Source organism: Umezakia ovalisporum Ak1311 (assembly GCF_029891685.1).
GTDB classification, from domain to species: domain Bacteria; phylum Cyanobacteriota; class Cyanobacteriia; order Cyanobacteriales; family Nostocaceae; genus Umezakia; species Umezakia ovalisporum.
Window position 1 is genome coordinate 41,367 of record NZ_JANQDJ010000082.1, and the last position, 14,234, is coordinate 55,600.

The following is a 14,234-nucleotide window of genomic DNA, read 5'->3' on the forward strand; positions in this document are numbered from 1 at the left end:
TTACAGATGCTCATGCTATGATGACAAAGTTGTTAAACAATCAGAAAGGGTCGCTAACTCAACGGTAGAGTACTCGGCTTTTAACCGATTAGTTCCGGGTTCGAATCCCGGGCGACCCATAAAGATGTCACAAGACGGCTTTACCAGTGTCGTTAGCGTTTTCCATGGAAAATAACAGCTGATAACAAGGCTTTCACGCTGAACTTGTGGCATCTTTCTGAAGCGGTGGCGGGGGTCTATCAACAAACAAGCTAGTGTATTTTCTCAAAGCTATGGCCATCGCTTTTGTTAATAAAGCTTATGATAAGTCACGGAATAACCTACCGCAAAGGAGGCGAAGAAGGCAAACTAAACAAATTTAGAGAAAGTTTTGCCTCAGTCCTGTTGAAATTCAACATAATATCCGATGGTGATTTGAGCTAACGCCAAAGAGTAATCCCAACTAGAGAATCACTTCAACACACAGTCTAGCATCCCAAGTTACCAAACTTTCTGGCTTGGCGGTAACGAATATGACAACAGCATATTGAAACCATAGATTACCTTGATATAGTAATGCCACAAAGTTTTTCAACATAAGCACCCGACACTAGTTATAATTTCCTATAAGTTGAAAAAACTATTAAGTCAGCGTAAACATTACGCTTGTCTGACACGGATTAGCTGAAAAACAAATTAGGAGGACTATCTATGGCGCTTGTACCAATGCGGCTGCTCTTGGATCATGCGGCTGAAAACGGTTACGGCATTCCTGCTTTTAACGTTAATAACTTGGAACAAATTCAAGCAATTCTGAAGGCGGCAGCAGAGACTGATAGCCCTGTGATTCTACAAGCTTCTCGTGGCGCTCGTACTTATGCTGGGGAAAACTTTCTCCGCCACCTGATTTTGGCAGCAGCAGAAACCTATCCCCACATTCCCATTGTTATGCACCAAGATCATGGAAATGCACCTTCTACTTGCTACTCAGCAATCAAGAATGGCTTTACCAGCGTAATGATGGATGGTTCTCTAGAAGCTGATGCTAAAACCCCAGCAAGTTTTGAGTACAACGTCAATGTCACTCGTGAAGTGGTTAATGTAGCTCATTCTTTGGGTGTCAGCGTTGAAGGTGAACTTGGTTGTTTGGGTTCTTTGGAAACTGGTGCTGGTGAAGCTGAAGATGGTCACGGTTTTGAAGGTACACTTGACCACTCTCAATTGCTGACCGACCCCGACCAAGCTGTAGAATTTGTACAAGCAACTCAGGTAGATGCTTTGGCTGTAGCCATCGGCACAAGTCACGGTGCTTACAAATTTACTCGCAAGCCCACTGGGGAAATTTTGGCAATTAGCCGCATTGAGGAAATTAACCGCCGTTTACCTAATACCCACCTGGTAATGCACGGTTCTTCTTCTGTACCTGAAGATTTAATTGCTCTGATTAACGAGTACGGTGGTGCAATTCCCGAAACCTACGGTGTACCCGTGGAAGAAATCCAAAAAGGTATTAAGAGTGGTGTACGTAAAGTTAACATTGACACCGATAACCGTTTAGCTATCACCGCTGCCGTTCGTGAAGCTTTAGCTAAAGCTCCTAAGGAATTTGACCCCCGTCACTTCCTCAAGCCTTCTATTAAATATATGCAGAAGGTTTGTGCAGAACGCTATGAGCAATTTGGCACCGCCGGTAATGCTAGCAAGATTAAGCAAATTTCTCTGGAAGATTTTGCTGTCAAGTATGCCAAGGGCGAACTCAATGTGATTACTAAGGCATCTGCTACAGTTTAATATCGCCAAAAATTAAATAGGGGCATAGCAATGCTATGCTCTTTTCACTTGTTTTTTTGCATCTTATGCCCTACTGGCTGAGGGAAGCGTTTCGTCAAAAAACCTTGCTTATGAATTAAAGATTGGGGTAGTCAAGTACACAAATTTCCGTTATATTCCCGTAAGTATAAGTTGGTGAAAATTTTATGGGAAGATACTGGAAAAACCTCAAGATAATTGCCACTTTCTTGGGTGCCATGGCTTTGACACAGTTTTGTGGGTCAAACACCTCTGTACGTGCTGCTGATACTGTTGTTGTGCGTTTTGGTTTATTTGCAGAATCTATATCCCTGGCCGAGTTGCAAAAAGTTGCGGGTACAGGGGAATTGCCCAAGGGTTTAGGGCTTTACACCGGGAGAATATCTGAAGAACAACGGCGCTATTTCTCGGCATTACTGAAAGCGAAAGTACCAATTGATGCTGTAACGTTGAGTAGATTACTCAATAGTCAGATTGGTACAACTATTCTCAGTAATTTGTCTGAGGCTTTAGTGAGAAAGGATCAGGCAGGAGTACAAGCACTGAGAGCAGCATTAGTGTTAGGCGCTAATCAACCACAGGGTCTTTCTATACTCAGTTTTATTGCTGCTTATCCCAGTGACAGGTTAGAAATTAGTCTGCCAAAGGCCTTCCGAGTTGCAAGAAGTTTGAACACCTCTTTTTGGCGCACTCAACAGTTTATGCTAGCGATCGCACCCCAACTTGATTCTAGAATACCCCGGATTTCCATACCATTTGACCCCAGCGAACCAGGAACAGCTCAAGTAGAAGTACTGAAGTTGAATTGGAATGATCAAAAGCGCAGTCGTAACATTCCCGTTGATATTTACTCATCTAACAGCATTACTGCGGAAAAACCCCTGGTGATTTTCAGCCACGGTTTAGGGTCAGTGCGCCATGAGTTGCGCTACCTGGCAAACCATCTAGCATCCCACGGTTATGTTGTCGCGGCTTTAGAACATCCTGGTAGTAATGAAACAAATACTAATTTAGCAATACAAGGTAAAAACAGGCTTTTACAGCCTCAAGAATTTTTGGAACGTCCCAGAGACATTAGTTTTGTCCTGAACGAGCTAGAAAAGCTAAATCAAACAGCTAATCACCCATTGCAAGGAAAACTGGCCGCTAATAACGCTATGATAGTCGGCTATTCTTTTGGTGGTGGTACAGCCTTAGCAATTGCTGGAGCTGAGTTACAACTGGATCTACTTAGGCAACGCTGCCAAGGGAATTTAGCTAGTTTGAGTTTTGGTGAAACCATCCAATGTATTGCTCAAGAATTGCCAGAAAACAGCTATCAACTACGAGATGAAAGAGTTAAACAAGCCATCGCCCTAAATCCCACCAGTTCTTTAATGTTTGGTAAAACAGGTTTAACCAAGGTGGAAGTCCCAACTTTAATCTTGGCAAGTTCCGCAGATAAAACCACTCCTGCTTTAACGGAACAAATACTAGGATTTAATCAAATTCCCGGGACTAAATGGTTAGTTGGTGTAATTGGGGGTACTCATCTAAGCATAAAAGACCCCAGTACCACTTTAAATCAGGCAGGAAAAGCGGATACACCCGTTGCTGGTGCTGAAATCGTTGGGGAACAAGCAGCAGACATTCGCAAATTCCTGAAATCCATTACTTTGGCAATGGCTGCACAGATGACTCCTGGGGCTGGTCAATATGCTGTCTTTCTCACATCAGATTATGCCCAGTTAGTTTCAACTGAAAATTTCCCATTTCGGATTGTCAGAGAGATTCCTTCTGGTGCTATGTCAATTGTTCAGCAACTTGATGGTAACTAAGAAACTACCATCAGGCTAGCACATCGTGTTTGGTTTTATTTCAAAAAATATTATTCATACCAAACAAAACATTCTCTTAGATCCGTCAACAATCAGTTAGTTAATATTGGTGTATTTGCCACCTTGTTTCGACATTGATAAGTGTCAATGCGTAACAAATTGAGGTGGCAGCTTACCTGATGACCAACTAGTATGCAATAGCAAATTCTTTGTAATTGTGTCAAGATAACCTGCACAGACAAAGATTTTGAGTCAAACAGCACAACAAATTCCATGAGTATTTTTTACTAGTTTTTAATAGCGATCGCATGATCAATAGAGACATTTTTGAATTTTAATTACCGCTAGATCAATGAAATATTTTCAACAACTGCTTTGGAGAATAAATTTTTTAACAATTTTTTTGGGTTGTAGTCTAATTTAGATTTATAATGGGGAGCAAAGATAAAGATGACGTACATAAATAATAGGTAATAGGCTCATAGGCTAAGTAATGCTAGCTTGCTGGTGATTGCTGCTTGTCTGCACAGCAATGTGTGGCAAAGAGGAAAGACATTGGTGAAAAGCTAGTCAAACATTAGACAAGTTTAATTCATCAGTGCTATTTAGCCGCCTACCTCAGATGAGTTGAGGTCAGGTCGAAAAATGTATTTGTTTGTACCTTGATTTTGGCTAAATCATTCCTAGGGCTAGCCGTGTTTAATATGCCCTATATTTGTAGTTTCATCTATTAACGTAATTGACTTTGCTTGATTTATTTTTTCAACATTCCATAATTTGGATGTTGACAGCAAGGTTTATGTACTCCAATTTTCCTCCTTCTTGTACACTTTCACCAGGACTTCGGTAACATGAAAGACTCTAATTGTATATTAAATATCTGCATTCTATCAGTAGCCTATCTATCCAGTATTTATTTGTGGATAGAATTTTCTCAGAACTCTAACGAGTAACTAATGATTGTAATATGAATTGCAAAATAAATTTGAATCGTTGACTATGCCCATGAGAGGGAAACTAATTAATAACTAGATTCGCGGTTTTCAGAGCTAGTCAGCGATGATTTTTGTAGAGATTTGAGCTAAATATAAAATTGCATTATCCATTGGCTAAATGCTAAGTTTATCCTTGACTATATCTGTGAGAGCCAAACCAATCAATAGCTAGATTCGCGGTTTTCAGAGCTAGTCAGGTATGATTTTTGTTAAAATTTGAGCTAAAGTATGAAATTGCATTTTTAATTGGCTAAATGTTAGATTTTGCATTAGAAACGATTACCATTAAAGAGATCACCATTGCCCTTCTAGGATTAGTAGCTGTAAGCTTGATATTCGGAATTTTCCGTTTAATTTTTGTGTGGTTAAAATTCCTCCGTAAACAACTAAAAATTTTGCAAACTAAAGATATTTATCAAAAACTAATTCAACCCAATGAAATTTTAATTATTTCTGTATTTATAGTTTCTGCCTTGGAGTTAATTTCATTTTTATTTCCGCGTAATAGCTGGACTACCTCCTTAGAAATCATCATTAGTTTAACTTTAACCATCACGACGAGTTTATTAGCTTCTAGGTTATTTAAAAACTTTTTTGATTTTTATTTATTAAATATTGCTTTTCAAACTGGGCAGAAAATTAGCAGTGAGTTACTCATCCTTGTCAAATGGATAGCTAATATTATCATTATTTTTGTAGCTATTCTCATCTATGCTCAAAGTCATCAAATTAACCTTTTAGGATTGCTAGCGAGTTTAGGAATTGGTGGTTTAGCAGTAGCCTTTGCTGCTCAAAAGACTTTAGAGCAAGTTTTGGGTGGTATTGTTATTTATCTTGACCGCCCCTTTGTAATTGATGATTATATTGGTTTACCCGACGGTACATTTGGAAGAGTTGAATCTATTGGCTTCAGATCCACTCGCATTCGTACATCTGGTAAAGGAACAGTGGTGATAGTTCCCAATAGTTCTTTGACTCAAGTAAATATTGAAAACTTTACTGGGGCAAAAAAAGTAATGTCTATACTTTATTTGACTTTTTATCGAGCCATCAACATTGAAGAAAAAGCGCTGATTCGTCAAGTTATTTTAGAAAGTACAAGGGGGATTTTTGGACTTGATTCTCGTAATACAAACGTAACTTTTAAGAATATTAATAATCTAGTTGACCAAGATAAAAGTCAAGCGCAAGTTTCTTTCTTTATTTTGGGTTCTGGAGATGTTTCCATGGAATTACGTCGTCAACTTTTAGATTTAGCCACTCAAAGCATGACTCAATATTTAAAGGAATATGGTATTTCATTTGATATAGAAGAACCAACAGTTTATGTTGACTCACCCATTACGATTTAGAAATAATGAGCAAAATGTCACAGATTATCTTGCAATTTCTCCAGCGGGATACCACAATATTATTCCTAACTAGATTTGGCTTGTTTTTATTCTTTACTCTCCTATCTGTAATAGCTGGAAGATACACACCAACATTAATCAGAATCTTTATTAGGCGGTTTGCACCGCAGCAAGTAGCCACTATTTATAATAATTTAATTGAACCTACCAGAAACACATTTAGAGTTTCTGGTAGTTTAATTTTGATTTCATTATCCTTAGCATGGATTATCGAATATCAATCTATATATAGGTTTATTTCCCCCATTGTAGATTTAGCTGTTATCAGTAGTCTAGCTTGGCTAGCTTCTCGTATATTTCGCCAATTTATTCGGGTATATGGTATTGAATTATTACGTAAATTGGGACGGGAAGTAGACGAATTACTTTTAGTATTTGAAACCTTAGCAAATGTGATGATTGGCTTTACGGCGATTATCATCTTTGCCCAGAGTCAACAATTTAATTTAATTGGTTTATTAACTGGTTTAGGTATTGGTGGATTAGCAATTGCTTTTGCTGCACAAAAGACATTAGAGCAGTTGCTAGGAACGATTGTTTTATATTTAGATAGACCCTTTATTCCTGGGGAATATATTCGTTTACAGAAATCTGGGCAAATCCCTGAAGGGTTGTTTGGCAGAGTAGAATCAATCGGCATTCGCTCCAGTAAAATTCGGACTGCGGCTAAGAGTACTTTGTTTATTATTCCCAATTCTATATTGGCAAACTTAGAAATTGAAAATATTACTCGAGGTAAAAAAGTCATGGTTTTACTCTACCTCGATTTTGCCACGGTGCTGGAATATCAAGAACAAGCTTTAGTAGAGCAAGTGGTAGCCGAAAGTACTAACTCACTGTTTGGGATAGATCCAGGAAGCACCAGTATTACCTTTTTAAATCATAATTCGCCAAAGCAAACAACTCGCACAAGAGTGACGTTCTTTATTTTGGGTTCCAGTGATAACTCTTTACAATTACGTAAACGTCTATTAGAGTTAGCCAATGAGAAAATCTCCAAGAAATTAGTTAGTTTTGGCATTGAATTTACCATGCAAGAACCGACAATTTATGTAGACTCGCCAGTTACGCTGTAACAACCTCAGCCAAGTTTGACAACTCGTCTTTTGACACAGCCAAGAAATTAGGGTAAATTTCCGCACTAGAAAAGTGCCGCAGGAATTGATCACAATGCTAGATTTGTCACTCATTACCATCCTGGGGTTCTTAGGCAGTTTTGGACATTGCTTTGGAATGTGTGGACCCCTTACTGTGGCATTTTCCCTGTCTCAGCAACAAACAACTCCAGAAAAACTTTCTCGCCAAGAGACACCACCTTGGAAAATACCCAACTCGTCCCAGCAGCAATTAAGATTTCATCTACTACTGAACCTAGGGCGAATGTTGAGCTATGGTTTGGTCGGTGCTGGCATAGGGGCCCTGGGTTCAGTATTACTCCAAGGTGGTCAGTTGGCGGGTGTAGGCAGTGATTTCCGTCGTGGGATGGCAATTATTACTGGTGTAATGCTGATTTGGTTTGGGTTAGGGCAAGTAAAACCTGAGTTGCTACCGCGAATTCCTGTATTACATCCTTTACTAAAAGGACGTTTACATGACCGCCTTAGTACAGGGATGATCAAGCTTTCCTACCAAAGCAGATGGTGGACACCTATGCTTTTAGGCATGACTTGGGGTTTAATGCCTTGCGGTTTTTTATATGCTGCTCAGATTAAAGCCGCGGAAACTGGCAATTTATGGATGGGTGCAGTGACTATGCTGGCTTTTGGTCTGGGAACCTTACCGACTATGCTAGGTGTAGGTGTTTCTACTTCTTTGGTAAATAGAGATAAACAAAGTCAATTATTTCGCTTAGGCGGTTGGGTGACACTCATCATTGGGATACTGACCTTGCTGCGAACCGGTCATACAATGGTAGATTACAGTGGACACGGTGCTTTGGCTTGTCTGATACTGGCACTAATCGCCCGTCCTATTAGCCGCCTGTGGGCTTCACCTTTGCGTTACCGTCGGGGTTTGGGAGTGGGTGCTTTTGTTATGGCTGTAGTTCATACCACCCACATGATTGAACATTCCTTGCAGTGGCAATTTGCCGCTTTGTTTTTCTTACCGCCAGATTTTCAGTGGGGGATGGCTGCGGGTGCTGTGGCATTAGTTTTAATTACCCCGGCGGCTTTCACAAGTTTTGAATCACTACAAAAATATTTGGGCCAGCGCTGGCGACAAATTCATTTACTGAGTATACCAGCTTTACTCTTAAGTGCTATTCATACTGTATTGATTGGTTCCCATTACCTGGGTTCCTTGGAATTAACATGGGGGAATAAATTAGCGGTAGTGATAATGGGAATTGTCACCTTTGGTGTGTTATTGATCCGTTCACGTTTGTTTTGGTCAAAGTTAAATATGGAAAAGTTTTATGTACCCCCAACCAAATCCTACTAACAGCCATGATCAGATTCCAAAAATAATTTATTATTCTTTATTATTTTTGAGTTGTTTGATTGTATCTATCACTGCTGCTGATTCCACTGTTGCCCATCAAGTGGAAATATCTCAAGATGTCGGTGCTACTCTCCACATTGAGCCCCAGGATAATCCTCGTGCTGGAGAACAGACCCAAGCTTGGTTTGCTCTGACCCGTAAAGGTGGTAAGGTAATTCCCCTGACGCAATGCCACTGTGAATTATTGATTTATGCTGAACCTCATACGCCAGGGGAACCAGCTCTACTAGAGCCATCTTTACAACCTGTGTCAGCTGAACGTTATCAAGGTATTCCCGGTGCAGAAATAAATTTTCCCAAGGCAGGACTGTATCAACTACAGCTCAGTGGTAAACCCAGAAATGAAGGAAGTTTTAAACCATTTCAATTTGAGTTTGAAGTCACTGTGGCTGGTGGAACACCCAGAAACCAAGAAAATGTCCTAAATGCTAATAATGCACCGACTCAAAATGTGAATATTAAGTCAGGATTCACTATTACAGTGCTAGTGCTGGCAATTCTTCTGGCTGTGGGTATTGTGTTTTTTATACTACAGGAGTTGAAAGAGCGTGAGACCCGTTGATGTCCTTTCTATACACAAGATTGAAAGAGGGAGAATTTTAATCATTAAACGATATCCTTGACTCATCACTTTTACAGGTGTCGCTTTTGATGCCAATGCCAGGCATGGGTGACAATGTCTTTGATGTCTGGATATTGGGGTTGCCAGTTGAGGATTTTTCTGGCTTTCTCGCCACTGCCAATTAAAGATGGAGGATCACCAGGGCGGCGATCGCATTCTTCAACTGGTATGGTTAGTCCAGTTACCTCTTGTGCTGCCGCGATTACTTCTCTGACAGAGAAGCCGTTACCGTTACCTAAGTTGAAAACTTCGCTATGGCCATCTTGTAAGAGATATTTTAATCCTAAAACATGAGCATCTGCCAAGTCATTAACGTGAATATAATCGCGAATACAAGTACCATCAGGGGTGGGATAATCTGTGCCAAAGATGGAAATAGATTTTCTTTTACCCAAAGCAGTGAGCAGTACTAAGGGAATGAGGTGGGTTTCTGGTTGATGATCTTCCCCTAGCAAGCTGCTGGGATGAGCGCCAGCTGCATTAAAATAGCGAAAACGTACTGATTTGAAACTGTAAGCTACATCAAAGTCAGAAAGAATCCGCTCCACCATCAGCTTGCTTGCCCCATAGGGATTAATGGGGTTTTGGGGGTGGTTTTCGGGAATAGGTACGACTTCTGGGACTCCATAGGTAGCACAGGTAGAAGAAAAGACGAATTTCTTAATTGATGCCCCTAGCATGGCTTCTAACAGCGTCAGGGTACCCACAACGTTGTTACGGTAATATTTGGCTGGGTCGGTCACTGATTCACCTACGTAGGCATAGGCAGAGAAGTGCATGACCGCCGCAATGTTGCGAGTTTTAAACAAGTCATCTAATAAGGCGCGATCGCCTGTATCTCCTACTATTAGTTCAACCTGTAAAACCTTTTTTACCAAATCTTGATGTCCATAAACTAAATTATCTAGTATTACCACTTCATAACCAGCTTGCTTGAGAGCGAGTACAGTATGGGAACCAATATATCCAGCTCCCCCGGTTACTAAGATGCAGGGCTTTTCAAAAGACATAGTTTTTCCTTTGCAGTTGACAACTACTCAATTAATTTAGTTGACTGGTGCTCATATTGCTCACCTGGAAAATGACAAATAGTAGACGCAGTGTGAAAAAATTGCACTAAAATCACTACGACGGTGGTCTTTGGTCTTGGGCTGGAGGTATTTGCTCTTGACGGGAAAATACATCTTATGCCAAAAATCTCTATGCTGTCCCTAACGGGTGTGTCAGTTATTCATGGGGAAACTCCTGTTGTTAACTGGCTCACACCACAAAAAAAATTTGAGAGTTAACCTATGTTTCTATTACTAAGTCGAGTGCTGCTGTGGCTGCTAATTGGCACTGTTGTATACTCTCTGTTCCAGAGATTTTATCCATCTGGAACGTTTGTGGGGAGATTACTGTTGGTCATTGTCTTGATTGTTATAGCTTTGTCGTTTATTAACCCCAATGAACCAGCTGTAGCATCTTTGTGGAGGGTTGTATCATTTCCCCTCAAGCCTTTGGGAGCTTCCATGTTGCTCTTAATTTTTGCCGCACAAAGGATTAAGGGCGGGGGAATAGAAAAACCAGGTGGTTATTTGCTTGGTTGGTCCCTGACAATTTTACTCTTGGCAAGTACACCAGCGATCGCTTACTTTTTGGTAAGAATACCTGTGGCAATGGTGGGTGACACCAACTTAGTAACTCAGGAAATTATTCAGGATTATCCCTTAGCGTCATCCCCGGAGGTCCTTGTAGCATTGAGCCCAGCAACCACCCCCACGATAAATTCTGATGTAGTGGCCAATGGTATGTTTCTCAATCAAGAACGCCCTGCAACCGTAGCATTAAATTCTTTGGGTGTGAAAGTTTCACCTTACCTGTTACAAAATCCTCAGGCCATTGGTGAGCGGGGGTTGCGCATTGAAGACTTTGTACCTAGCGCACAAACTCTGCAACTCACAACCCAAGTATGGGAAAGTTATCTTAACCAGATTTACTTTTTCTTGCGTGGTAACCGGACAGCTGACTAAAAAAGTGACTGTAGCACCTGGATTGTTTGTAAAAAAGCAATCAGGAAAAATGAACCACAGATGAATACAGATAAATATCGGTATTTATCTGTCTCCATCTGTCTCCATCTGTGGTTTAATCTGAAAAAAATGAACTGTTGCAAGAGTTATCATCACAAATTGCTGCTTTAAGGGGTTCGCTATTCGCTAAAGTAGGATAGAGCGGACTGCGGAATTACCAAAAACACAGACTGATTAGCAGTTCATCTTCAAATGATTAAGTCGCAATATCGCTCTCAATGGCAGAATCTCGACGACTTGCTAAACTCGGTGCTTACTTACGTCCCCATTGGCGGGAAACGACACTAGGCATTCTTGCTTTATTATCCGTTAATGGCCTGGGTGTTTATATACCTTGGTTGATCCGTTCAGCAGTTGACCAACTTTCGGCCAGCTTTGATTTCAGTGACGTATTATCTTACGTAGTGCCGATTATCTTGTTCAGTTGCGCGATGTGGCTGATTCGTATGGCTTCGCGCATTTGGCTGTTTGGCGTAGGAAGGCAGGTAGAATTTGACCTAAAACAAAGAATTTTTCAACACTTACTCAAGCTGGAGCCTGCTTATTTTGCCACTAACACTGCTGGAGATTTAATTAGTCGGGCTACTAGTGATGTGGATAATGTCAGGAGGTTGGTGGGTTTTGCGGTATTGAGTTTGGCAAATACTGTGTTTGCCTATGCTCTGACGCTACCAGTAATGTTAACAATTAGCGTCAATCTCACCCTAGCTTCTTTGGCTGTCTATCCCTTTATGTTCTGGTTAGTACATCTTTTTAGCAATCGCCTACGGAAAGAGCAAGCAGTAGTCCAAGAGGAATTATCGGATATTAGTGAACTGATTCAAGAGGATATTAGTGGTATTGCGCTGATTAAAATTTACGCCCAAGAAGAAAATGAGCGTCGAGCTTTCGCCCAAAAGAATCAGCAGCTATTGACGGCTAACTTACAACTGGCTAAAAGCCGAAATATACTATTTCCCTTAATCGGTGGTCTAGCTAATCTCAGTTCTCTAGTAATCATCTGGCTAGGGGCTACACAGATATCCACTGGAACCTTGGCTGTAGGAGATTTTTTGGCGCTGCTAATTTATGTAGAACGTTTAGTTTTTCCCACTGCGTTATTAGGTTTTACAATCACGGCTTATCAACGTGGTGAAGTTAGTATTGACCGTCTTGAGTCTATTCTTTCTGTAAAACCGAAAATTCAAGACGAAGCCGACACTGTACATTTGCCTTTAGTTGAGATCAAAGGCAAAGTTACAGCCCAAAATCTTAGTTACACTTACCCAGGGGCTAGTACTGCGGCCTTAGACAATATCAACTTTACTATTTTCCCAGGGGAAACAGTTTCTATTGTCGGGGCTATTGGTTCTGGTAAATCAACTTTGGCAAATGCGTTACCGCGTTTGTTAGATATTGCACCGGGTCAATTATTCTTGGATGGTTGGGATATTACTAAGATATCATTGGCAGATTTACGTCAGGCCATCGCCTACGTTCCTCAAGATAGCTTTTTGTTTAGCACCACAATTAAAAATAACATTCGCTACGGTGACCCAGTTAGTGAAGTTCAGGATGTAGAAAATGTTGCCAGACAAGCGCAAATTGATGCAGAAATCAAAAATTTTCCCCATCAGTATGAAACCATTGTTGGTGAACGTGGTATAACTTTGTCTGGTGGTCAACGACAACGTACTGCTTTGGCTCGGGCAATGCTCATGGCAGCGCCAATATTAATTTTGGATGATGCCCTTTCCAGTGTGGATAATCAAACCGCCACAAAAATTCTTGATAATCTTTCCTCTGATTCCAGACGCAAAACCTTAATTTTTATCACTCATCAGCTATCTGCTGCTGCTACTGCTGACCGTATTTTTGTTATGGATAAGGGCAAAATTGTCCAGACAGGCACTCACTTAGAACTGTTACAAAGCGAGGGCCTTTACAAAACTTTGTGGACTCAGCATCAGGTAGAGGAGCTGTTGCGTTGAAGAGGAGAACGCATCTACAAATATAGAAATGGTCGGCATAGGGCACCGACAGAACCTTAAACTGACGGGGAGCAACTGTAACACTACTCTGGTACCTGGTTGCTGTAATCTGTCAAGAATCACCGACGTTCTACGTCGGTGAGTATTTTAAACAAATTAAAAATGCTTCTATCCTTTGACAGAAGCATCAAGGAACAAAATCATAAATAGTATAGAAACAACAACGGCTATTGGGAGCGACACTCAATTCAGGGATGGTAAATAAATGATTTCATCTGGTGTCCAAGCTAAAATAAGTCGCGTAGAATGCATTGTTGAACAAATTGGCGAAGCAGTACTCACTACCACTGAGACAATTGAACACCTCGCTGAAGGATTAGAAAATCTCCGCGTGCAAGTTGAAGCACAGGGTAAGCAAGTGCAACAGCAAGGATATCAAATTTTTGCATTATGTGATGCTGTCCAAACCCTTGCTGAATCTCAGGAAGATTCACTACAACGAATAACCGAACTCACACAAACTCTGGATAGGCTGATGTCAATAATTCCAGAATCAAAAGACACAGTGTACAGCCAAGACTAGCAATTACACTTACACTCTTAACAAATTTACGGCGATATTACCGGAAAAAAAAACATCAACATCACTACCAGGAATGCGGTGGCGTTTGCCACATTCACCTACATAATAAAAATCATTGCTATCCGTATAGTTAATTGGTAAGGGTTTAGTAGAGGGTTGACAAAACACGATTTGAGGATCTGGGTCACCTGGTTGCAGATGTGGTAAATTCACATTCAAAGTGAATTTAAACCACAGATACACAAAGATAAAATACCCTTAAGCTTCCCCGGTCTAAAGACACGGGGATTTCTGAATATTCCATAAAAGAACTTTCTTAGGTTGACTTAAAAAACCTCTACTGATTCCGGTTAAGTCAAACTTAAACATCATCGCTACTTTACGAATAATATTGGCTGCTCCGTTGCAGTCAGCGTTTATTTTTATTCCTTGCTTATTTCTAAACAAACCTCTTTTTACTCTGTTTCCGCTAC

General features: G+C 40.6%; 11 protein-coding genes, 1 tRNA gene and 2 pseudogenes. 10 read left to right on the plus strand and 4 right to left on the minus strand.

Features of this window, described 5'->3' with window-relative positions:
- Positions 1–47: 47 nt before the first annotated feature.
- Positions 48–119: transfer RNA gene (locus NWP25_RS16275), tRNA-Lys, on the plus strand.
- A 323-nt stretch (positions 120–442) separates the two neighbouring features.
- Here NWP25_RS16275 and NWP25_RS16280 read toward each other — a convergent pair.
- Positions 443–577, minus strand: a complete 135-nt coding sequence (locus NWP25_RS16280) for a hypothetical protein (protein ID WP_280650456.1) — start codon at positions 575–577, stop codon at positions 443–445.
- A gap of 113 nt (positions 578–690) precedes the next feature.
- On the opposite strand from NWP25_RS16280, the gene fba reads away from it, so the two are divergent.
- From fba to NWP25_RS16310, 6 genes are all read left to right on the plus strand, one after another.
- Complete coding sequence (gene fba / locus NWP25_RS16285) at positions 691–1,770, plus strand: class II fructose-bisphosphate aldolase (RefSeq protein ID WP_280650455.1); 1,080 nt, start codon at positions 691–693, stop codon at positions 1,768–1,770.
- Between the two features lie 185 nt (positions 1,771–1,955).
- The gene (locus tag NWP25_RS16290; protein WP_280656587.1) at positions 1,956–3,605 is read left to right on the plus strand and encodes an alpha/beta hydrolase; all 1,650 of its coding nucleotides are present in this window, start codon (positions 1,956–1,958) and stop codon (positions 3,603–3,605) included.
- A 1,249-nt stretch (positions 3,606–4,854) separates the two neighbouring features.
- Positions 4,855–5,952, plus strand: a complete 1,098-nt coding sequence (locus NWP25_RS16295) for a mechanosensitive ion channel family protein (protein ID WP_280650453.1) — start codon at positions 4,855–4,857, stop codon at positions 5,950–5,952.
- A 5-nt stretch (positions 5,953–5,957) separates the two neighbouring features.
- The gene (locus NWP25_RS16300) at positions 5,958–7,088 is read left to right on the plus strand and encodes a mechanosensitive ion channel family protein (RefSeq protein WP_280650452.1); all 1,131 of its coding nucleotides are present in this window, start codon (positions 5,958–5,960) and stop codon (positions 7,086–7,088) included.
- Positions 7,089–7,182: 94 nt separating this feature from the next.
- Positions 7,183–8,454: an urease accessory protein UreH domain-containing protein gene (locus NWP25_RS16305; RefSeq protein WP_280650451.1), complete on the plus strand. Its 1,272-nt coding sequence runs from the start codon at positions 7,183–7,185 to the stop codon at positions 8,452–8,454.
- Positions 8,455–8,509: 55 nt separating this feature from the next.
- Positions 8,510–9,076, plus strand: a complete 567-nt coding sequence (locus tag NWP25_RS16310; protein WP_313959074.1) for a hypothetical protein — start codon at positions 8,510–8,512, stop codon at positions 9,074–9,076.
- A 71-nt stretch (positions 9,077–9,147) separates the two neighbouring features.
- On the opposite strand, the gene galE is transcribed toward NWP25_RS16310, so the two are convergent.
- Complete coding sequence (gene galE, locus NWP25_RS16315) at positions 9,148–10,146, minus strand: UDP-glucose 4-epimerase GalE (protein WP_280650449.1); 999 nt, start codon at positions 10,144–10,146, stop codon at positions 9,148–9,150.
- A gap of 282 nt (positions 10,147–10,428) precedes the next feature.
- Here galE and NWP25_RS16320 point away from each other — a divergent pair, with 282 nt between their 5' ends.
- The 3 genes from NWP25_RS16320 (at position 10,429) to NWP25_RS16330 (ending at position 13,761) form a co-directional block, all read left to right on the plus strand.
- Positions 10,429–11,148 (plus strand): hypothetical protein, encoded by a 720-nt coding sequence (locus NWP25_RS16320; protein ID WP_280699786.1) that lies wholly within the window; start codon positions 10,429–10,431, stop codon positions 11,146–11,148.
- A gap of 278 nt (positions 11,149–11,426) precedes the next feature.
- Positions 11,427–13,178: an ABC transporter ATP-binding protein gene (locus NWP25_RS16325; RefSeq protein ID WP_280699788.1), complete on the plus strand. Its 1,752-nt coding sequence runs from the start codon at positions 11,427–11,429 to the stop codon at positions 13,176–13,178.
- Positions 13,179–13,443: 265 nt separating this feature from the next.
- Positions 13,444–13,761, plus strand: a complete 318-nt coding sequence (locus tag NWP25_RS16330; protein WP_280650446.1) for a hypothetical protein — start codon at positions 13,444–13,446, stop codon at positions 13,759–13,761.
- A 9-nt stretch (positions 13,762–13,770) separates the two neighbouring features.
- Here NWP25_RS16330 and NWP25_RS16335 read toward each other — a convergent pair.
- Together NWP25_RS16335 and NWP25_RS16340 are read right to left on the minus strand one after the other, a co-directional pair.
- A pseudogene (locus tag NWP25_RS16335) lies at positions 13,771–13,977 on the minus strand (5'/3'-nucleotidase SurE); the annotation flags it as partial.
- A gap of 57 nt (positions 13,978–14,034) precedes the next feature.
- A pseudogene (locus tag NWP25_RS16340) lies at positions 14,035–14,234 on the minus strand (RNA-guided endonuclease TnpB family protein); the annotation flags it as partial.